Genomic DNA, 19,240 nt, shown 5'->3' with positions numbered 1-19,240 from the left:
GTGCTATAGGAACTTTCATGACCGATTTTGCCGCCATCATCCTGGCCGCGGGCAAAGGCACCCGCATGAAGAGCGACCTGCATAAAGTGCTCCACCCGATAGCGGGCAAACCGATGCTGATGCACCTGATGGATACGTTCGTATTGCTGGGCATCAATCGCATCGTGGTTGTCGCCGGCGATAGGCGTGAGCAATTGGACGCGGCACTGGAAGGGCGCGATATCAAGACCGCTCTGCAAGATCCGCAGCTTGGCACTGCGCACGCTGCCTTGCGGGCGAGAGAAGCGCTGGAAGGGTTCTCCGGAAACATCCTCGTTTGCTTTGGTGACGTCCCGATGGTGAAGGCCGAGACCGTGCAACGCTTGAATGAGGCGCTGGACGGCGATGCGAAAGTCGCCGTGCTCGGCTTCCGACCGGACGATGCGCTGCAATATGGCCGGATCATCGCTGACGACGATGGAACGGTGCGCAAAATGGTCGAATACAAGGATGCGACCGAGCGAGAGAAGAAGACTCGTCTGTGCAATTCTGGACTTATCGTGGCGCATTCGGACGATATGTGGCCGCTGCTCGATAGTGTAGGAAACGACAACGCTCAGGGAGAGTACTACCTCCCCGATGTAGCCACCAACGCGATTGCGCGGCGCGACAAGGTCGTGGTGGTTGAAACCGATGCGGATGAAGTCGCCGGGATCAATTCACGCTCCGAACTCGCAGCTGCCGAGCAGCGCTGGCAGGCCGTGCGGCGCGAACAGGCGATGGCGGACGGGGCGAGCCTGCGGGCGCCCGACACGGTGTTCTTCAGCCACGACACGCAGCTGGGCCGGGATGTGACTGTCGATCCGCACGTGGTCTTCGGACCCGGCGTCACCATCGCCGATGGCACGCATATCAAGGCCTATTCGCACCTCGAAGGCGCGACGCTCGCCAGCGGCGTGCAGGTCGGCCCGTTTGCGCGTCTGCGCCCCGGTGCGGTGCTCGAAGAGAACAGCTTTGTCGGCAATTTTGTCGAGATGAAGAAGGCGACGCTGGGCAAGGGCTCCAAGGCCAGCCACCTGTCCTATATCGGTGACACCACCGTAGGCGAGGGTGCCAATATCGGCGCGGGCACGATCACCTGCAATTACGATGGCTATTTCAAATACCAGACGGTGATCGGTGACCGCGCGTTTATCGGTTCGAATTCCGCGCTTGTTGCTCCGGTTAAGATTGGTGCCGATGCCATCGTCGCAGCCGGCAGCACGGTCAGCCGGGATGTCGGTGACGGAGAACTGCGCATGGTCCGGGCTGAACAATTGGTGAAACAGGGTTGGGCCGACCGCTTTCACGACACGATGAAAAAGAAGAAGGCGGCTTCGAAGAAATGAGACGAGTGGCCTTCCTTGGCGTCGCCCTGGTGCTTTCCGCTTGCCAGTCCGAAAGCACGCAATCTCCGGCACCTCAGTCCGAGCAAGCCGAGAATGAGGCCGAGCCTGCTGCCGGTCAGGTCGACACTGAAGAGGCGGCGGAACCAGCTGGACCCAGCGCGACCAAAGTGGCTGCCAACAGCAGCGCCGCGTGTTCGGCCAAAGAAGAAACGCTGTTCTCCTGCACCGCGTCGAACGGGAAGCAGATTGCGGTATGTGCCGCAGGCGAAGGCAGGATCGAGTATCGCTATGGCAAAGGCGACGCCGAGCTGGTGCTGGCTGATCCGGAATGGGCGAGCGTGCCGTATTCGGGCGGCGGTGAGGCTCAAATCGCGTTCACCAACGGTGATACCAGGTACATCGTCTTCAGTCGCATAGTCCGCACCAATTTCGAACCGGGTGAGCCGAACAATCCGGCAATCTCCGATGGCGTGATTGTCCAACGCGGCGAAAAGCTCCTGAATATGCAAGCTTGTGGCGCAGGCGATCTGAAACCGGTCGACTACAACGTGGCTGAACGATTGATGCCGCAGAGCCGCAATGAGCTTTTCACCTATGAAACAGGCCGCGCTGATCCGTTTTGAGCGACGAAGGTCTCACCTGCTGGCTGTGTGAGCGCCCGTTCGAGACGCTGATCCAATGGCATCACCCGGTGCCCAAATCGAAGAAAGGGCGGGGCACTGTTCCGGTCCATCCGATCTGCCACAAGACGATCCATGCCAATTTCACCAATACCGAACTCGCGCGGATTGGTGATGATGCTTGCGCTGTTCGCGCCAATCCCTTTGTGGCGAAGTTCGTCAGCTGGATCGCAACCAAACCACCCGACTTCCACGCGCCAACGCGGCGATAGGGTCCCGCATCCGGGAACCAAGGCCGCGCGTAACTGCTGGTAGGTCAAAGCAGCATCGGAGCACGCAAAGATGGGTATCGCAAAATGGATCGCCGGTGGGGTAGGAATCGCCGCGATCGGGGCCGCCACCGTTTACGCACAATCTCGCAACACCGAAGAGCCTGATTTTACAGTCGTGAAAGAGGAGCAGGCATTTCAGCTGCGCGACTATCCGACAATCATTGTCGCTGAAGTCACGCATTCCGGTAGCCGTAGGGAAGCGAGCAGAGCGAGCTTTCGCCGGCTGGCAGCTTACATTTTCGCGCAAGACCGGCCTGAGGGAGGCGAAGAAATCGCGATGACGACGCCGGTGATCCAAGATCGCGTGAAACGCGATGAAAAGATCGCCATGACCGCACCTGTTGTGCAGGAAGAAACGAGCAAGGATCGTTGGCGCATGCGCTTCGTGATGCCCGCCAAATACACTCTGGAAACGCTGCCACCGGCGCCCTCAGATATCTCTCTGACCGAAGTTGAAGCCCGCCGCGTCGCGACCGTACGTTTCAACGGCTATGCGCGTCCTTCTGAAACGGCCTTAATGGAGAAGGAGCTCGGCAAATGGATCGCTGAGCAGGATCTGACACCGATTGGTGACTTCGAATATGCTTCATACGATGCGCCGATGGTGCCCGGCTCTCTGCGCCGTAATGAAGTGATGATCGAGGTGGCGACCGACTGAACCAAGCGGTCGCCACTCTCACATCTTACGCATCTTCAAGCGTTCGGCTGCGCTGAACTGGCTGCGGAGTTCCGCCCAGATCGAGCTCCCATTGCTCGAATTCCTTGCGGCTCAGCAGATAGCGATCACGCGCTTCGGCGAAGCTGATGATCTCATCCCGTACGGCACGAACCACGTCGGCCTTTTTGGATTTCGACCAGTGGATGCGGTGCGACTTTGGTAGACCGTATTGCTTGATCGCTTCTGCGATAGAAATGTCGCTCGGGTACGCCATTTTTCGTCTCCTATTCGCCCTGTTGCAGGCAAACAGTCGATTTTCAGACTTAACCCGGAGCTACCAAGCATGGTTAATTCGGCGTTAGCGAACCCCGCCGTGCTCAGCGTGCGGTGAAGCGAAGCAAAACTGTCGGGCTGGTTTACAGCTAACAAAAGGCGCCTGCTTTTTCGCTCGATAGAGTTGACCGCAGGACGTCGACGCGCGAGTCCTTTTGCCATGTTCGCTCGACTATTTCTGATGGCTGCATGCTTGAGTGTTCTAGGTTGCGATCGTCCCTTGCCTGAAGACATCCCGATTATTGGCGGCTGCTGGACCGACATGGGATATGCCAAGTGGAGCGGCTCCTGTCCGCTTGGAAAGGCCGAGGGGGAAGGCACGGCGACTTTCCAAACTGGTGGGGCCGAGACAGTCACCGGACAATTCGACGCAGGTGTTCCCGTCGGTGAAGTGAAGGTCAGTTTCGGTAGCGGAGCCACCTATGTCGGTGGATTGCGCGATGGCGAACCACACGGGCAAGGCGTCTGGATGGAATCCTGGGGCGAAGGCTACGAGGGCGGCTGGCAGGAAGGTTACCAACATGGCGAAGGTGCGTTCATTTCTCCGGATGGCAAGCGCATTCCGGGACTATGGGAGCGCAGCAACCTAATTGGCAGTTGGTACGAGGACGCCAAGACAGGCTGCCGGGTATGGTTCGCTGTCCTTGACGACCCTGTAGGTGAGCTGTCGTGGACCGGCAGTTGTGTAGAAGGCCTCGCCAAAGGCAATGGAACTATCCGCTGGCAGCAGAGCGTAGAGAACAGTTTGGTTCATGAAGTGACATTCAGCGGCACTTTGCGCGAGGGCAAGCTGCACGGGATCGGTCGCTGGGAACAGGTCGACCGCTATACGAATGTTGTCGACCGGACGGTAAAGACTGGGACCTGGTTGGACGGTCAGCGCTCGGGGATCGGCGCCGATGGTGAGGTGAGCGAATTTCTCGATGGTGCGTTCGCTGGTGCCACAAGCGGCTATGCCGGGAGTTGGAAGGGCGGCAAACGTTACGGCCAAGGCCATCGCTACGAGACCAAGAAGCACATCGGTGGCAGGACCGAAACCAAGACCGAAATTGGTCAATTCCGGAACGGGGGCTTCTCCGAAGGCCGCATGGTCCGCGAGGATCGCGAAGGCGACAGCGCGCGTATCACTTTCGAGCAGGGCCGCTTTGAAGGTCAGTTCACCGGCTATGGGACCGTGATCGAGATGCTGGAGAACCGCAGCACCGGATACTCCTCTTCCCGCGTGGTGCGTTACGAGGGCTCGCACCATCAAGATGGCGAGGGCGTTGTTCATCTCGGCGGAGAGGATGTCTTTGTTGGTCGGGTCGCCGGCTTTGGCCCGCAAGGTCACGGAGGCGAGTTCCGCGACGGATTTTGCTCCCTTAAGTCAATCGGTTTCGTCGGCACCTGCAAGACAGCCAGCTTCGATACAGGAGACTATTCCGGCAAGAGCTGCATCGTGGCCCGCAATCGGCCGGATCGATGCCTGAAGGAAATCAGCTGGTGGGTATCCTGACTGCCGCAATTGAAAAGGGGCGCTCGCTATTTGCGAACGCCCCTTTTTTCAGACACTTGTCGGCGAAGGCTTATTCGCCGTCTGACGCTGCATTGTCCATCAGCTGCTGCATCAGATAGACATATTGCAGCGCCTGCAGTTTGGCGCGCTGCTCGTTGTCGACACCGCCTGAGTGGCCGCCGGTCATATCCTCGAAGTAGTAATAGGGTTGGCCAAGCTCTTTCAGCTTCGCTGCACCCTTGCGCGCGTGCGCCGGGTGGGTCCGGTCATCCGCGGTGGAGGCCCACAGGAACGGGGTGGGATAGTCCACACCCTCGACGATCTTCTGGTAGGGTGAGTAACCCTCGATCCACTTGCGCTGCTCTTCGATGCGTGGGTCGCCATATTCGCCGATCCACGAGGCACCGCGCCCGATCAGGTGATAGCGCAGCATATCGAACAGCGGGATCGCAACGATCGCGGCGTTGAACAGGTCCGGGCGCTGGGTGATCGCGGTGCCGACCAGCAGGCCGCCTTGTGAGCCGCCCTGAATGCCAAGATGCTCGGGGCTGGTGATACCCTTGTCGACCAGATCCTGACCTACGGCGATGAAATCGTCCCAGGTCCGCTGCTTGTTCTCACGGATTGCAGTCTGGTGCCAGTTCGGCCCGAACTCGCCGCCGCCTCGCAGGTTGGCGAGCACATAGGCTCCGCCCTTTTCAAGCCACAACTTGCCAGTGCTGCCCATGTAGCCGGGCAGGCGCGGGATCTGGAAGCCGCCATAGCCGCTCATCAGGACCGGTGTGCTGCCGTCCATTTCCATGCCCTTGGGCTTGACCACGAAATACGGGATCTTGGTCCCGTCGGCGCTGGTCGCTTCGAACTGTTCGACCGACATGCCGGTCTTGTCGAAGCGGCTCGGCGAAGTCTTGAGCACTTGCGGCGCGCCGCTGCCATCGGAGTAGTACAAAGTCGTCGGATTGAGGAAGTCGGTGACCGTGAACATGATCTGGTCAGTCTCGTCCGACGCAGTTGCGATACCGAGCGTCGCATTGTCAGGCAGTTCGACCTGTTCGCTTACCCATTCGCCGTCGGCAAAATTGAACTGCAACACTTTGCCAACCACATTGTCGAGCATTGTCACAAACAAGGCGTTCCCAGTGATCGCCCCGCCGCGCTTCGTCTGACGCTCAGCAGGCGCCCAGACGAGCGTCTTGGCCGCGCCGTTGGGGTCGGCCTTCCATTCCTCCAGATCGACCGCAATCAGGCTGTCAGCCGGGAAGGTCTGGCCATCCGTTTCCCAATCGACATCGGTCGAATAGAGCAAGTGTCCATCGACGATACCATAGGGCGAGGCCTTTTTCGGGATGTCCAGCTTCACCCATTCGCCATCCTTCTGGACGAAGTATTCACTCTCATGGAAGCTGACGCCCCGGAAAGCGGTGCGGGCGTGCACGGTTCCGGTGTTGTCGCGCAGCAGGCTTGCGCCAGCCCAGACGTCATCGGCCTCCCCGCGGAAGATCTCTTCAGCATCGGCGATATCGGTCCCGCGCTTCCAGACGCGCGAGGTGAAGGGATATTCGCTCTCAGTGAGTGTGCCTTCGCCAAAGTCCCGGCCGACGAGCAGCGTGTCCTTGTCGATCCACTGCACGCTACCCTGGCTCTTCTCTTCGAGCGCGAAGCCGCCTTCGACGAATTGTTTGGTCGCGGTGTTGAACTCGCGCATGATCGTCGCGTCTTCGCCGCCATCGCTCAGCGCGATCATGCACATGTTCAGTGCAGGCGGCAGGCAAGTCGAGCCTTTGTAGACCCATTCCTTGCCTTCAGCGGCTGCCAGAGCATCGACATCGAGAATGATCTCCCATTCCGGTTCGTCGGTCTGATAGCTTTCCAGTGTCGTGCGGCGCAGCAGGCCCTTTGGGTTCTCCTTGTCCTGCCAGAAATTGTACAGGCCATCCGGGCGGAACGAGACGTAGGGAATGCGGTCTTCGCTGTCGAAGATCGCCAGCGCTTCGCTCTTCAGCTGTTCGAAGCGGGGATCTGCTTCCATCTTGGCAAGGGTGAGTTCGTTTTCGTTCTCGACCCATTCCAGCGCTTCGTCACTGCGCGCTTCTTCAAGCCAGATATACGGGTCTTGCTCAGGGCCGGGAACGCCGTCTGCTGGCGCTTCAGCGGTGTCAGAGTGGTCGCCGTGGCCGTCGGCGTGCGCTGGCGTGGTGGTCATGGCAAGCGCGCCAGCAAGTGCGAGTGTAGAGACAAGCTTCAAGTGTCCTCTCCTATGGGGGATTTGCTGGAGAGTTTGTGGCGGTCTGGAGCGCAGTTGTGAAGGGGGAATCAGTCCTGTTCGCCGACACCGGGAAAGATCGCGAAATAGTCGCGATATTCTTGCGGCAACTCTACCAAATAGAACGCGCCGCCATAAGCACTGACAATAGCAATGCCGAGCATCGGTCCCAAAGCCAGCATGGGAGCGTGCCATTGCCTTGGCCTGCGAAAATGCAGCGCGGCGAGCGCATGGCTCACCAACGCCGTGACGGCGAGTATGTAGTACGGCGCGAAGGTGTATTTGAGCGGGGCGAGCACCAGCGTTCCGGCCGCCCAATAGAAGTTGGTGTCGAGACCCACGACGAGCCGTGTCGCAACCGCTGCACTGGTGTGCATCACGATGAACAACGCAAGATACGCGCCGCTTGCGAACTGAACGCGGTGCCAGAACCCTTTGCGTTTTCGTGCCTGTATCTGTCGGAGCAGCTTGATACCAAGTGCGACTTGCGCGGCGAGCGCCGCGACGAGCGCCACTTCGACTAGCGGAAACTGATAGATTGCCCGGCCAGCCTGCAGGGCGCTGTCCTGCGCCGCAATCCCGAATGGAGCGGCGAGATGCGCTACGAAGTGGATCAGCACGAACAGTCCGATGAACAGCGCAAGCTTGCGATGCGCTTGCTTGGCAGTTGGCTTCATGGCACGACTCCTTAATCGGATATATGTTATCCGGATAAAGAATATCCGGTTAAGGAGTCAAGTGTGCAGCTCGGCAAAGGCATTGAATGGACGACGCATATCTGCACGATCCTGGCGATCGTACCGCCGAAGCGCGGGCTAAGTGTCGATGCACTGGCGGAGTTTTTCGAGGTGCCGTCGGCCTATCTTGCTAAGCAAATGCAATTGCTTCGCCGCGCAGGGATTGTGCAGTCGGTCCGCGGAAAGGGCGGCGGCTACCGTTTGGCGAAGGCGGTGGACGAGATTACGTTATTGGACATTGTCCTCGCCATCGAAGGCCCGATGCCAGCTTTCCGCTGCTCCGAGATCCGGCAAAACGGCCCGTGCGGCCTGAAACGCAAGGACTGCAAACGCCCTTGCGAAATCGCGTCGGCATTTGCTGACGCTGAGCAGACCTATCGCGCTGCGCTGGCTGCAAAGACGCTCGCGTCGATCATGCAGGAGGCAGCGGCAAATTCGACGCCAGAGCACATGATGGAAATCGCAGGTTGGGTGCAGCGGCAAGTCAGTTGAAGGTGCAACGGGCTTCCAGATGACCTCCTGTTCAACCCAAAAAACACTATGTTACATCAGTTTACACCCAAACGTGATCGTCGTTTAACGATTGGAGGGCAAAGCGGTCACGCACGATAGTGGCCAAAAAAATAAGAGAAACGATGACTTCCTCCAACACATTTGACGTTCGTCCAGGAGCTCCAGTTGCGCTCTGGATCAATGCTTCACGCCATTGTTGCCTGATGCTCGAAATCTCCGGTGAGCATGCCCTTGTTGAAATCCCGGAGGGCGTCGACACCCGACCAAGCGGCACGATCGCGCTGCTACTTGGCGAGTTCATGAGCATCCCGATGCAGATCGAGGATCGCAACGGGGATGAGTTGCTCCTCTCCTACAAAAACAAGCCGCACCCATCGGTCCAAACACTTGCGAGCGGAAAAGTCCTGGCAGCCAGTATTGGCTCAGCCGTTCCTATGGTCAAAAAGGCAGAGTCGTCCGTCGATGGAAACGATCCCACAAGTTGGCCAAGGTCGAGGCTCAGGGCCAAATGTCCGGCGGACCGGAGCAGAATTGCGACCGGGTTGTTGAATCCTGATTGAAGACCGAGACAAGGTTTGAACGTAAAAAGGGCGACCGTGCTTGGCCGCCCTTTCTAATTCATTTTGTCAGCCAGATCAGGCTTCTACATGTTCCGCGAGAACGGTGAGACCATTCTCGCCGACTTCGGCAAAGCCGCCGCGCACTTCGATCAGTTCCGGCTCAGCGCCTTCGCTTTTGAAGACCTGCACCGCGCCATCGCGGATGGTCGACATGAAAGGCGCATGGCCTTCCAGCACGCCGAATTCGCCTTCAGCGCCGGGAACGACGACCATATGGACGTCTTCGCTTCGGACCTGCTTGGCCGGGGTTACGAGTTCGAAGTGGAGTGGCATGTCGCTTACGCGTCCTCGGCCATTTCAGCGGCCTTTTTGACCACGTCTTCGATACCGCCGACCATGTAGAATGCCTGCTCTGGCAGGTGATCGTATTCGCCTTCGACAACCGCCTTGAACGATTTCACGGTGTCTTCAAGCTGCACGAACACGCCGCTGATGCCGGTGAAGACCTCGGCAACGTGGAACGGTTGCGACAGGAACTTCTGGATCTTACGCGCACGGGCCACGGTGAGCTTATCTTCTTCCGAAAGCTCGTCCATGCCGAGAATGGCGATGATGTCCTGCAGCGACTTGTACTTCTGCAGCGTTTCCTGAACCTTACGCGCGGTTTCATAGTGCTCGTTGCCGACAACGCGCGGTTCGAGAACGCGGCTGGTGGAATCGAGCGGGTCAACCGCCGGGTAGATGCCCAGCTCCGAAATCGCGCGGTTCAGCGTGGTCGTTGCATCCAAGTGAGCGAACGAGGTGGCTGGCGCAGGGTCGGTGAGGTCATCGGCAGGCACGTAGATGGCCTGAACCGAAGTAATCGAACCCTTGGTGGTCGAGGTAATACGTTCCTGCAGGTTACCCATGTCGGTCGACAGGGTTGGCTGATAGCCCACAGCCGAAGGAATACGGCCGAGCAGGGCCGACACTTCCGAACCCGCCTGCGTAAAGCGGAAGATGTTATCGACGAAGAACAGCACGTCCTGGCCTTCTTCATCGCGGAAATATTCCGCCATGGTGAGGCCCGACAGAGCAACACGGGCACGTGCGCCGGGAGGCTCGTTCATCTGGCCGAACACCAGCGCCACTTTCGAGCCTTCTGGCGTCGCAACGCCGTTTTCGTCTTTCTTGATGACCTCTGCGTCGAGGAACTCGTGATAGAGATCGTTACCTTCACGGGTACGCTCACCAACACCGGCAAACACGGACACGCCGCCGTGGCCCTTTGCGATGTTGTTGATCAGTTCCTGGATCAGCACGGTCTTGCCCACGCCGGCACCGCCAAACAGGCCGATCTTACCGCCCTTTGCGTAAGGAGCGAGCAGGTCGATCACCTTGATGCCGGTTACGAGGATCGCCGCTTCGGTCGACTGGTCGACGAAGGGAGGGGCTTCCGCGTGGATTGGCATCGACTTGTCTGCGCCGACCGGGCCGAGTTCATCAATCGGCTCACCGATGACGTTCATGATACGGCCGAGTGTCTTCGGACCAACCGGGACCGATATCTGCGCGCCGGTGGCGATCACTTCGCTGCCGCGAGTGAGGCCTTCGGTCGCGTCCATCGCGATGGTGCGGACGGTGTTTTCACCGAGGTGCTGGGCAACTTCGAGAACCAGCGTCTTGTCGCCGTTCTTGGTCTCGAGCGCCGAGAGGATCGCGGGCAGTTCGCCTTCGAACTGCACGTCGACGACAGCGCCGATGACCTGGGCGATCACGCCATTGGTGGTCTGGTTGAGGACGGGTGCGGTAGCCATGGTTATTCCTTAGCCTAGAAAATAAATACTACATTTTGGCTCGTCACCGTCCTGCCATACCCATCCGTCTTTTTCTCGACGTACGGTAGCCGACTTACGTGACCAGCTTTCTCCGTTGAACTGCTCATACCTAATGAATGCATCTTCATTTGATGTGGGTTCGGCACGGTAACGTCTGATCCTAAAACAATTGGCTCGCGAAAGCCCAGTGCTTGGATCAACGTCTGCGTGATACGCCATCGCTCGCATGAATTCCCATTCTTCCGGTAAGTTGCTGTTCTCCTTAATTGTTGCGCACCCACTAAGCGCTACTAACGCGAAGATGGATGCAAATGTCTTCATCTAAAGCGCTTCAGCGCCAGCAATGATTTCAATAAGTTCGGTGGTGATCGCGGCCTGGCGGCTGCGGTTGTATTGGATCGTCAGCTTGTTGATCAGGTCGCCCGCGTTGCGCGTGGCGTTGTCCATCGCGGTCATCGAAGCGCCTTGCTCCGATGCTTCACGTTCAAGCAGCGCGCCGAACAGCTGTGTCTTCACATAGCGCGGCAGAAGCTCTTCGAGGATTTCTTCTTCGCCCGGCTCGTATTCGACCACCGCACCGCCATCGTCCGATGCTTCGGGCGAGGGGACAGGGATCAGTTGGTTGACTGTCGGGTTCTGCACCAGTGCCGACTGGAAGGTCGGATAGATCAGATGCGCGACATCGAACTTGTCTTCGTCGAACATGCCGATCAGCTCGGCAGCGATCGCGTCGGCTTCTTCGAAACCGGGCGTCTTCACCGTCGAGGTGTCGAAGCCTGCGCCGATCTTGTCTGCGTATTCGCGCTTGAGCGGCGCACGGCCTTTCTTGCCGACGAGATAAAACTCGACGCTTTTGCCTGCCGCGAGCAGATCTTCCGCCTTGGCCTTGGCAGCCTTGACCAGGTTCGAGTTGAGACCACCGCACAGACCTTTGTCGGTGTTGACCACCACGAGGAGGTTGCGCTGGTCCGATCCGGTGCCAGCGAGCAGTTTCGGAGCGCTGTCGCCCGAAACCTTGCCAGCGAGTGACGCCATGACAGCGCCCAGACGCTCAGCATAGGGACGGCCGGCTTCGGCAGCAGCCTGCGCACGGCGAAGCTTCGCCGCGGCGACCATCTGTTTGGCCTTGGTGATCTTCTGGGTCGACTTAACCGACCCGATCCGATCCTTGAGTTCCTTCAATGAGGGCATTCAGTCTGTTTCCTCAAAAAACGGTAGTTCCATGCCGAGTCCTGAAAGGGTTGCCTTGTAGTCCTCCAATGCGAGTCCAAGGATCTCTTCAAGATCTTTCAACGCGTAGTACCGTTCCTCTTCGTCCTTTTCCTTCATCGCGCCTCGAACCATCGAGACCATGCTGTGTAGCGTATCGCCTTGAAAGACTACTCCTGGGAAACGTCTTTCGGGTAGGTGGACGATCCGTGAATGAGGCTCGTCACCGACCAGTTTGGCTACGCGATCCATACCTGTCTTATGCGAACTGCTTGGCGAATGCTTCAAGAGCCGCGACGGTGCGGTCCTTCACATCGCCTTCGAACTTCTTGCTTTCGCGAATGTCGCCGAGAATGTCGGCGTGTTCGGCGCGGAAGTGTGCGAGCATTTGCTCTTCATACTCACCCACGCGCTCGACAGCGACGTCATCGATATAGCCGTTGGTGCCAGCGAAGATCGACACGGTCTGCTCTTCGAATGGCATCGGCGAGAACTGAGCCTGCTTCAGCAGCTCGGTCAGGCGCGCGCCGCGATTAAGCAGCTTTTGCGTGGCGGCATCGAGGTCCGAGCCGAACTGCGCAAACGCAGCCATTTCACGATATTGCGCGAGGTCGAGCTTCATCGAGCCCGAAACCTTCTTCATCGCCTTGGTCTGAGCGGCACCGCCCACACGCGACACTGACAGACCCACGTTAATCGCGGGACGGATGCCCTGATAGAACAGGTCGGTTTCAAGGAAGATCTGTCCGTCGGTGATCGAGATCACGTTGGTCGGAATATAGGCCGACACGTCGCCCGCCTGCGTTTCGATGATCGGCAGAGCGGTCAGCGAACCGTGGCCGTTGTCTTCATTCATCTTCGCGGCGCGCTCTAGCAGGCGGCTGTGGAGATAGAACACGTCGCCCGGATAGGCTTCACGGCCTGGAGGACGACGCAGCAGCAGCGACATCTGACGATAGGCCACAGCCTGCTTCGAAAGGTCATCATACACGATCACGGCGTGCATGCCGTTGTCGCGGAAGAACTCACCCATCGCGCAGCCAGTGTAGGGCGCGAGGTACTGCAGCGGAGCAGGCTCCGAAGCGGTTGCGGCGATGACGATGGAATATTCCATCGCGCCGTTTTCTTCGAGCTGCTTCACGATCTGAGCGACGGTCGAGCGCTTCTGGCCGACGGCGACATAGACGCAGTAGAGCTTCTTCTTCTCGTCGTCGCCTTCGTTGACCGTCTTCTGGTTGATGAATGTGTCGATAGCGACAGCGGTCTTACCGGTTTGACGGTCACCGATGATCAGCTCGCGCTGACCGCGACCAACCGGGACGAGAGCGTCGACAGCCTTGAGGCCGGTCTGCACTGGTTCGCTGACCGACTCGCGCGGGATGATGCCTGGCGCTTTCACTTCGACGCGCTGGCGCGTGGTGTCGGTGATCGGGCCCTTGCCATCGATCGGGTTACCAAGCGCATCGACCACGCGGCCGAGCAGGCCTTTGCCAACCGGAACGTCCACAATGGTGCCGGTCCGCTTAACGACGTCGCCTTCCTTAATCTCGGCGTCTGAGCCGAAGATCACGGCGCCGACATTGTCAGCTTCGAGGTTCAGAGCCATGCCCTGAACACCATTGGCGAATTCGACCATCTCACCAGCCTGAACCTGATCGAGACCGTGGATACGGGCGATACCGTCACCCACGCTGAGCACGGAGCCGACTTCGCTGACTTCGGCTTCGGTGCCGAAATTGGCGATCTGGTCCTTGATGACCTTTGAGATTTCTGCGGCGCGGATTTCCATGTTTGTAGTCCTTTAGGCCTTCATTGCCTGGGCAAGCGAGTTGAGACGGGTGCGGATCGAGGCATCAATGCGCTGCGATCCAATGGTGACGACGAGGCCGCCGAGCAGATCAGGATCGACTGTCGAGTCGAGCATGACCGTGCGGCCTTCACGAGCGGTAAGCTTGGTTTTGAGCGTTGCCAGCTGCTCATCGCTGAGCGGATGCGCGCTGGTCACGTTGGCGGTGACTTCACCGCGCTGCGCCGCTGCAATAGTTTTGAATGCGCGGATCATGTCCGGCAGTTTCGACAGCCGCCGATTGCCGGCCAGCACGCCAAGGAAATTGGTGGTCAGGTCCGAGAGGCCAAGATGCTTTGCCACGCCAGCGATCGCATGGCCCTGATCGGCACGCGATAGCTGCGGGTTGGTCGTTGCTGCGGCAAGGTCTTCTGACTCGCTGAGTGCGGCACCGAGCGTTTCGAGGTCGGATTCGACCGCGGTCACGGTGCCATTCTCGCTGGCGAGTTCGAAAAGTGCCGAGGCGTAACGCCCTGCCAGGCTAGCCTGAATACCGGCGGAAATATCCACGCGCTGTTTGTCCTCTAGGATCGAAGAAATAACGATGCTTGGCTTCGGAATTCCGGGCACACAAAAGGGGCTCCCGGCGAAGTTGGCGCGCGCCTAGCATCGGGGTAGGGGGTTTGCAAGCCGAGTCCTCTGTGAATCAACCGGCAACAGTTGCGACTTTTGCACGCCTGCAATCTATGCGCGCAATGATTGGCTGGGTGTACGGCCTGAGCTCCACACGAAAACCATCGCAATGACAGCCGGCAAGGTCTGGATCAGGGCAATTCTGGGCGTGACCGTGAGTCCGCCGAAGATCCCAGCAACGGCGACACAAAGAAGAAAGAAGTAAGCCACATTCCTACTCCACATTCGGTCACGGATTGTGAGTGCCCAGATCAGGCCCGCCGCCAGAAATGCGTTATAGAGGCCCTGGTTCGCTGCCATCGATATGGTTTGCGGGAATATCTCGGCTGGTATGGTCGGAAATACCGCAGGCCCCCGAGTGGTCCATGCAAACATCTCAAACCAAGCAATATAGAGATGGAGTGCTGCAATTAGGCCGACCAATATGTTGGCGATGATCCGCATGGCTTTCTCCTAAGGCGCTGGCGCAAAATGCCTGACGCACCGCTCAATCGCACATTCTCCCGCTTTCGGCGAGGCGCATCGGGATCAGAGGTCTGCTCTTGTCAAAGATCATGAGTCTCGGCAGATTGACCGGTAACGGCGGAAAACGCCGAGGGGAGAGGAACGATGGAATTCACAAAGATGGCGCCCAAATGCGGGGTCGAGGTTTCGGGTGTTTCGCTCGCAGATTGCAGCGATGCCGAAATGCAGGAAATCAAAACGGCGATCTACGAGCACGGCGTTGCGGTGTTTCGCGATCAGGAATTCTCGCCAGAGGATCACATCAAGTTCGGCCGCCGCTGGGGCGGGATCGATGTGAACAACTATTTCCCGCTGCAAGACGATTACAACGAGATCGCAGTGGTCAAGAAAGAGGCTGACCAGTCTACCAACATTGGCGGGGCGTGGCATACCGACCATTCCTACGATCAAATTCCCGCGATGGGATCGGTGCTGGTTGCGCGCGATCTACCCCCTCAAGGCGGGGACACCGAATGGGCACATATGGGCGCGGCCTATGATGCGCTGCCCGATGATCTGAAGGCCGAGATCGACAATCTCGAGGCGTTTCACACAGCCGACCACGTATATAAGGCCGACGGGCTCTATGCGCAGACCGACATGGGTAAGAGCCTGCGCGGGCAGGACCTAAAGACCGGCGCGGTTCATCCGGTGGTGATCCGCCACCCGCAAACCGGGCGCAGGTTGCTCTATGTGAACACTGCTTTCACGATCAACTTTGTCGGTCAGACGCGCGAGGAAAGCCTGCCGCTGCTTCAGCGCCTGTGCGATGCTGCGCTGACCGAAGACAACCAATGCCGCCTGCAATGGAAACCGGGCACGGTCGCGATCTGGGACAACCGGACCAGCTGGCACAACGCAATCAATGACTACGCCGGTCACCGCCGCGAGATGCACCGCATCACGCTAAGCGGGGAAGCTTTGGCGGCGTAACTCTACTAATTTCGTCATTGCGAGCGGCGAAGCCGCGCGGCAATCCATGGTGCAAGTTCCCAAGCGTCAAGGCTGTCGCAATAACGTGCTACTGTTGCGCCATGGATTGCCGGGTGGCCTTTGGCCGTCTTCGACTCCGCCTTCGGCTCCTCGCAATGACAAAAATGAGTTTAGCGCCGCTGAGGGCGAAAAATCACTTGTTCGTGCAGGCGTAGACGAGCCGCTCGTCCGGCTCGTCTGGCAGCAGGTCGAACACCTTGTCCTGCAAGTCACCGAGCCTTTCCGAACCGTTCAGCGCGCCGCAGCTGGGCGGTTCGTAGCTCATCCGGGTGTCGCGTGCGATCTGCCACTGGCTGCGCGGGAGGAGGTAGCGTTCCACCCGGTACTCTCCGGTTGCCGGATTGATCGAGGCGGTGCGGACCATATAGTCTTCTTGAGGGACGAAGATCCGCTGCCAGGCGTCACCGCGCAGCTCATACTGGGTGGTGCCGTGGCAGCCAGCTTCACCCCATTCAAATTCGTGATCGCGTTTTGGCGCGCCGGTTATCCGGCTGCGTTCAAGGTCAAGCGCGCAGATAACGGGACCAGCCTGGAACCCAGTCGCGAGGGCTGGATCGCCTGATGATCCATCGTCTCTGCCGTTCGCGAGGCGATCCGCCACATCGGAATCTCCTGGTCGAGCAATCCAGACAACGGCTGCTCCAATGGCTGCAACACCGGCAATGGCGCTGAGGATAAACCCGCGCGGACGGCTGTGCTGGTTCTGCAGGTTCATGGCCGCAAAGACACCGATGCCCGCCGCGACAACCAGCAAGACCGCAGCAACCGCCATCATATTCTCGCGTTCTTCGCGAACTTCGACCTCGATCCTCTCGCGCTCCGCCGCCACCTCTGCGGCGCGCCGTTCCGCCTCGGCGCGCTGTTCGGCTTCAACGGCAGCGCTCCTCGCATCCTGTTCGCGCTGCACGTCAGCTAGCGAGCGGCAAGGTAGGTCGGTGGTTTTGGGATTCACGTCGGCGGCGCGCAGGAACGGTAGCAACTCACGGTTCTGGACAGCGAAGTAGAATTCACCTTCGCCCTGACCGGACATCGTGACCGCGCTGTTTACGCCCAGCACGCGTCCGCAATCATCGACCAGAGGTCCGCCTGAATTGCCGCCTGCAATATCGGCCTGATGCAGATAGAGGCTCACACCATTGCGTTCGCGCTCGGCAGAAACCGAGCCTCGTGTTGTGATCGGAACCGCGCTCTTGATGAGTTCTCCCTGAGATCGAATGGTCGGAAACTCGACCACGCCAGGATACCCCATCGCCGCCACTTGTTTGTCGGCAGGGATGAAATTGGTCATTAAAGTGAGCGGGGGAAGCCTCAGATCGCCAACAATCTCCAGCAAGGCAAGATCGCGCCGCGCATCGGCACGCAGCACCTTGGCAGCGGTGTAGTCATCGCCTTCGGATGGCACCACGACTGCGACCAGATTGTCGCTTCTGAGCACTTGCCTGATGACATGCTCATTGGTGACGATCTTGTCAGGCTGGACGGCAAAACCCGTACCGTGTCCGACATATCGCGCGCCGTCCGGCATCATCTGGATGATGACCACCCGCACCACGCCGCGCGCGGCAACATCGATGTCTTTCTGATCGGCGAGAAGCTGTGCGGGGGAGAATGCCGCAAAAACCAGCGCGAACAGCAGCAACAGTCTCGTGATCAAATGCACCGCTTGGATTCCCCTGTTCGCCTTGCCCGCTTATGACACTGCAAATCGGGTCAGTTCAACGGATTACTTGACTATTCTTTGCCGCCCCTATTCTTCGCCGCCACTACCTCCGGCGACACTTTTCGCCTCGCAGGTATAGACCAGACGTTCATTCGGGCGGTCGGGCAACAGTGAGATCACCTTCGATTGCTGCTCGCCCAGCAACCGCGCTGCATCGCTTACGCCGCAGGCTGGCGGTGAGTATTCGCGGCGGGCTGCACGTGCTTCAGTCATTCCCGACTGGCGCAGCAGATACCGGTCGGTCTGGAAGACCCGCGTCTGCGGATCGTATGTGTTGACGGAGACAGCTTGTTCATCGTTAGGCACGAAGACCCGCGACCATGTGCCGCCGGACATGCCATATTGCGTGCGGCCATTGACGCAGCCATCGGCGGACCAATCGAATTCGACATCGTCGGTTCGCGCGCCTGTGATGCGGCTGCGCTCGGGCACCAAGGTGCAGATCAGCGTGCCATCGCTCGCTGTTGCATTGGTCGGACCGTCGCCGCTCGTGTCATCGTCACCAGCCATCGCCGCTTCGACCCGCTCTTCGATCTCAGCAAAACTGGGACGCGTCAGCCATGCGAGGATTGCGCCAATCAGCGCTGCGCCGCCGATACCGGCAAGCAGCATGGCCCGAGTGCGCGTTTCCTCAGATTGGCGCTGCTGCAACGCCGCGTAGCCGCAGCCGATGGCAACCAGCAGCAGCACCATCGCCAATGCCATCGCATTTTCACGCGCTTCCAGCACTTCCATCTGCGCTTTGACCATCGCAGCGGCGCGCTTTTCGCGTAGTTCCGCCTCGCGCGCTTCGAGCCGTTCGCGCGCTTCGGCGCGTTGCTGTTCGAAGCGGTCGCGCTCGGCTGCGTTCAACTCTTCGATCGAGCGGCAGGGAAGGGCATTGGTACGCGGTTCGACGTCGTTGTCGCGCAGGAATGGGAGCAATTCGCGCAAGGAAACCGCGAAATAGAACTCAGCATCCGATCCATCCGAGTCCGCCCCGAAGGAATTGACCCCGAGCACGCGCCCGCACCCATCGAGCAGCGGTCCTCCGGAATTGCCGCGTGCAATCGGGGCCGTGTGCAGGATCGTATCGAATTGGCGGCTCGGGCGCTCGCCTGAGAGAAACCCGCGGCTCTTCACCGGAGGTTGCGCCTGGAAGATGTCGCTGATCTCCAGCCCCTGCGCGAGGTCGACATTCATCGGATAGCCGACAGCGGAAACCTCACCCATGTCACCGCTGACCCCGCCGGCGATGGTGAGCGGAGGCAGGCGCATATCCGCTTCCACGAATTCGAGCAGCGCGAGATCATTACGCGGACTGACGGCAACTGGGCGGGCAAAGGCGGCGTCCGCGCCTTCGCTTGGCACGATGCCGATGCGAAGAGTGTCATCCTGCAACGCTTCGCGGATGACATGCGCGTTGGTGACGATCTTGGTCGGAGAGACCGCAAATCCGCTGCCATGGCTGATCGGTGTCAGTTCCTCCCCGTCCTGGCCGATCAGAACCACCCGCACCACGCCGCGCGCAGCGGCATCGACATCGCCGGGATCGGCCTGAGCCGAAATCGGCAAAACGAAGATAACGGCAACAAGCAGCGCCATGACGAAACGGTTCATGACCACGCTGTTTGACCCCCAATCACATTGACCGCAAGCTT

The 19,240-nt window shown here is 59.2% G+C and carries 20 protein-coding genes; 8 read left to right on the top strand and 12 right to left on the bottom strand.

Annotated elements, in window-relative coordinates; translation table 11 throughout:
* Positions 1-17: 17 nt before the first annotated feature.
* The 4 genes from glmU to Q0837_RS08905 all read left to right on the top strand — a co-directional run bounded on the left by glmU (position 18) and on the right by Q0837_RS08905 (position 2,977).
* Positions 18-1,367, top strand: a complete 1,350-nt coding sequence (gene glmU, locus Q0837_RS08920; RefSeq protein ID WP_298467780.1) for a bifunctional UDP-N-acetylglucosamine diphosphorylase/glucosamine-1-phosphate N-acetyltransferase GlmU — start codon at positions 18-20, stop codon at positions 1,365-1,367.
* Positions 1,364-1,990, top strand: coding sequence for a hypothetical protein (locus Q0837_RS08915; RefSeq protein WP_298467778.1), 627 nt, complete (start codon positions 1,364-1,366; stop codon positions 1,988-1,990). The genes glmU and Q0837_RS08915 overlap by 4 nt, the downstream gene beginning before the upstream one ends.
* Positions 1,987-2,259, top strand: coding sequence for an HNH endonuclease (locus tag Q0837_RS08910; RefSeq protein ID WP_298467775.1), 273 nt, complete (start codon positions 1,987-1,989; stop codon positions 2,257-2,259). The genes Q0837_RS08915 and Q0837_RS08910 overlap by 4 nt, the downstream gene beginning before the upstream one ends.
* A gap of 70 nt (positions 2,260-2,329) precedes the next feature.
* Positions 2,330-2,977, top strand: coding sequence for a heme-binding protein (locus Q0837_RS08905; protein WP_298467772.1), 648 nt, complete (start codon positions 2,330-2,332; stop codon positions 2,975-2,977).
* Between the two features lie 25 nt (positions 2,978-3,002).
* Here Q0837_RS08905 and Q0837_RS08900 read toward each other — a convergent pair whose 3' ends face one another.
* Positions 3,003-3,251, bottom strand: a complete 249-nt coding sequence (locus Q0837_RS08900) for a DUF1153 domain-containing protein (protein ID WP_298467770.1) — start codon at positions 3,249-3,251, stop codon at positions 3,003-3,005.
* Between the two features lie 252 nt (positions 3,252-3,503).
* On the opposite strand from Q0837_RS08900, the gene Q0837_RS08895 reads away from it, so the two are divergent.
* A complete protein-coding gene (locus tag Q0837_RS08895) occupies positions 3,504-4,805 on the top strand; it encodes a hypothetical protein (protein ID WP_298467768.1) in 1,302 nt (433 codons plus the stop codon).
* Positions 4,806-4,875: 70 nt separating this feature from the next.
* Here Q0837_RS08895 and Q0837_RS08890 read toward each other — a convergent pair whose 3' ends face one another.
* Both Q0837_RS08890 and Q0837_RS08885 read right to left on the bottom strand, forming a co-directional pair.
* Positions 4,876-7,050 (bottom strand): prolyl oligopeptidase family serine peptidase, encoded by a 2,175-nt coding sequence (locus tag Q0837_RS08890; RefSeq protein ID WP_298467765.1) that lies wholly within the window; start codon positions 7,048-7,050, stop codon positions 4,876-4,878.
* Between the two features lie 68 nt (positions 7,051-7,118).
* Positions 7,119-7,745, bottom strand: a complete 627-nt coding sequence (locus tag Q0837_RS08885) for a hypothetical protein (protein ID WP_298467763.1) — start codon at positions 7,743-7,745, stop codon at positions 7,119-7,121.
* A 63-nt stretch (positions 7,746-7,808) separates the two neighbouring features.
* Between Q0837_RS08885 and Q0837_RS08880 the strand changes: the two genes are divergently transcribed.
* Together Q0837_RS08880 and Q0837_RS08875 are read left to right on the top strand one after the other, a co-directional pair.
* Positions 7,809-8,297: an Rrf2 family transcriptional regulator gene (locus Q0837_RS08880; protein WP_298467760.1), complete on the top strand. Its 489-nt coding sequence runs from the start codon at positions 7,809-7,811 to the stop codon at positions 8,295-8,297.
* Between the two features lie 224 nt (positions 8,298-8,521).
* Complete coding sequence (locus tag Q0837_RS08875) at positions 8,522-8,878, top strand: hypothetical protein (RefSeq protein WP_298467758.1); 357 nt, start codon at positions 8,522-8,524, stop codon at positions 8,876-8,878.
* A 75-nt stretch (positions 8,879-8,953) separates the two neighbouring features.
* On the opposite strand, the gene Q0837_RS08870 is transcribed toward Q0837_RS08875, so the two are convergent.
* The 7 genes from Q0837_RS08870 to Q0837_RS08840 form a co-directional block, all read right to left on the bottom strand.
* Positions 8,954-9,211, bottom strand: a complete 258-nt coding sequence (locus tag Q0837_RS08870; RefSeq protein ID WP_298467756.1) for an ATP synthase F1 subunit epsilon — start codon at positions 9,209-9,211, stop codon at positions 8,954-8,956.
* 5 nt (positions 9,212-9,216) lie between these two features.
* On the bottom strand, positions 9,217-10,674 hold the full coding sequence (gene atpD, locus Q0837_RS08865) for a F0F1 ATP synthase subunit beta (RefSeq protein WP_298467755.1): 1,458 nt from the start codon (positions 10,672-10,674) through the stop codon (positions 9,217-9,219).
* 342 nt (positions 10,675-11,016) lie between these two features.
* Positions 11,017-11,886, bottom strand: a complete 870-nt coding sequence (locus Q0837_RS08860) for a F0F1 ATP synthase subunit gamma (protein WP_298467753.1) — start codon at positions 11,884-11,886, stop codon at positions 11,017-11,019.
* Positions 11,887-12,156 carry a hypothetical protein gene (locus Q0837_RS08855; protein WP_298467751.1) on the bottom strand — a complete coding sequence of 90 codons (270 nt, stop codon included), beginning with the start codon at positions 12,154-12,156 and terminating at the stop codon, positions 11,887-11,889.
* Between the two features lie 7 nt (positions 12,157-12,163).
* Positions 12,164-13,693 (bottom strand): F0F1 ATP synthase subunit alpha, encoded by a 1,530-nt coding sequence (gene atpA, locus Q0837_RS08850; RefSeq protein WP_298467750.1) that lies wholly within the window; start codon positions 13,691-13,693, stop codon positions 12,164-12,166.
* 12 nt (positions 13,694-13,705) lie between these two features.
* On the bottom strand, positions 13,706-14,260 hold the full coding sequence (locus Q0837_RS08845) for a F0F1 ATP synthase subunit delta (protein WP_298467749.1): 555 nt from the start codon (positions 14,258-14,260) through the stop codon (positions 13,706-13,708).
* 174 nt (positions 14,261-14,434) lie between these two features.
* A complete protein-coding gene (locus tag Q0837_RS08840) occupies positions 14,435-14,827 on the bottom strand; it encodes a DUF1304 domain-containing protein (RefSeq protein ID WP_298467747.1) in 393 nt (130 codons plus the stop codon).
* A gap of 165 nt (positions 14,828-14,992) precedes the next feature.
* Here Q0837_RS08840 and Q0837_RS08835 point away from each other — a divergent pair, with 165 nt between their 5' ends.
* A complete protein-coding gene (locus tag Q0837_RS08835; RefSeq protein ID WP_298467745.1) occupies positions 14,993-15,820 on the top strand; it encodes a TauD/TfdA family dioxygenase in 828 nt (275 codons plus the stop codon).
* A gap of 193 nt (positions 15,821-16,013) precedes the next feature.
* Here Q0837_RS08835 and Q0837_RS08830 read toward each other — a convergent pair whose 3' ends face one another.
* The gene (locus Q0837_RS08830) at positions 16,014-17,540 is read right to left on the bottom strand and encodes a serine protease (RefSeq protein WP_298467743.1); all 1,527 of its coding nucleotides are present in this window, start codon (positions 17,538-17,540) and stop codon (positions 16,014-16,016) included.
* An 87-nt stretch (positions 17,541-17,627) separates the two neighbouring features.
* On the bottom strand, positions 17,628-19,199 hold the full coding sequence (locus Q0837_RS08825; protein ID WP_298467741.1) for a trypsin-like peptidase domain-containing protein: 1,572 nt from the start codon (positions 19,197-19,199) through the stop codon (positions 17,628-17,630).
* Between the last annotated feature and the right edge of the window lie 41 nt (positions 19,200-19,240).

The organism is uncultured Erythrobacter sp. (genome assembly GCF_947499705.1).
Taxonomy (GTDB): domain Bacteria; phylum Pseudomonadota; class Alphaproteobacteria; order Sphingomonadales; family Sphingomonadaceae; genus Erythrobacter.
Note: the sequence above shows the minus strand (reverse complement) of the source record. Positions and strands in the feature narration are given on the sequence as shown.

What these genes read in the sequence shown, in the direction of transcription:
- glmU (WP_298467780.1), top strand. Translation starts at nt 18, where the DNA reads ATGACCGATTTTGCCGCCATCATCCTGGCCGCGGGCAAAGGCACCCGC.
- Q0837_RS08915 (WP_298467778.1), top strand. Translation starts at nt 1,364, where the DNA reads ATGAGACGAGTGGCCTTCCTTGGCGTCGCCCTGGTGCTTTCCGCTTGC.
- Q0837_RS08905 (WP_298467772.1), top strand. Translation starts at nt 2,330, where the DNA reads ATGGGTATCGCAAAATGGATCGCCGGTGGGGTAGGAATCGCCGCGATC.
- Q0837_RS08900 (WP_298467770.1), bottom strand. Translation starts at nt 3,251, where the DNA reads ATGGCGTACCCGAGCGACATTTCTATCGCAGAAGCGATCAAGCAATAC.
- Q0837_RS08885 (WP_298467763.1), bottom strand. Translation starts at nt 7,745, where the DNA reads ATGAAGCCAACTGCCAAGCAAGCGCATCGCAAGCTTGCGCTGTTCATC.
- Q0837_RS08875 (WP_298467758.1), top strand. Translation starts at nt 8,522, where the DNA reads ATGCTCGAAATCTCCGGTGAGCATGCCCTTGTTGAAATCCCGGAGGGC.
- Q0837_RS08870 (WP_298467756.1), bottom strand. Translation starts at nt 9,211, where the DNA reads ATGCCACTCCACTTCGAACTCGTAACCCCGGCCAAGCAGGTCCGAAGC.
- atpD (WP_298467755.1), bottom strand. Translation starts at nt 10,674, where the DNA reads ATGGCTACCGCACCCGTCCTCAACCAGACCACCAATGGCGTGATCGCC.
- Q0837_RS08860 (WP_298467753.1), bottom strand. Translation starts at nt 11,886, where the DNA reads ATGCCCTCATTGAAGGAACTCAAGGATCGGATCGGGTCGGTTAAGTCG.
- Q0837_RS08855 (WP_298467751.1), bottom strand. Translation starts at nt 12,156, where the DNA reads ATGGATCGCGTAGCCAAACTGGTCGGTGACGAGCCTCATTCACGGATC.
- atpA (WP_298467750.1), bottom strand. Translation starts at nt 13,693, where the DNA reads ATGGAAATCCGCGCCGCAGAAATCTCAAAGGTCATCAAGGACCAGATC.
- Q0837_RS08840 (WP_298467747.1), bottom strand. Translation starts at nt 14,827, where the DNA reads ATGCGGATCATCGCCAACATATTGGTCGGCCTAATTGCAGCACTCCAT.
- Q0837_RS08835 (WP_298467745.1), top strand. Translation starts at nt 14,993, where the DNA reads ATGGAATTCACAAAGATGGCGCCCAAATGCGGGGTCGAGGTTTCGGGT.
- Q0837_RS08825 (WP_298467741.1), bottom strand. Translation starts at nt 19,199, where the DNA reads ATGAACCGTTTCGTCATGGCGCTGCTTGTTGCCGTTATCTTCGTTTTG.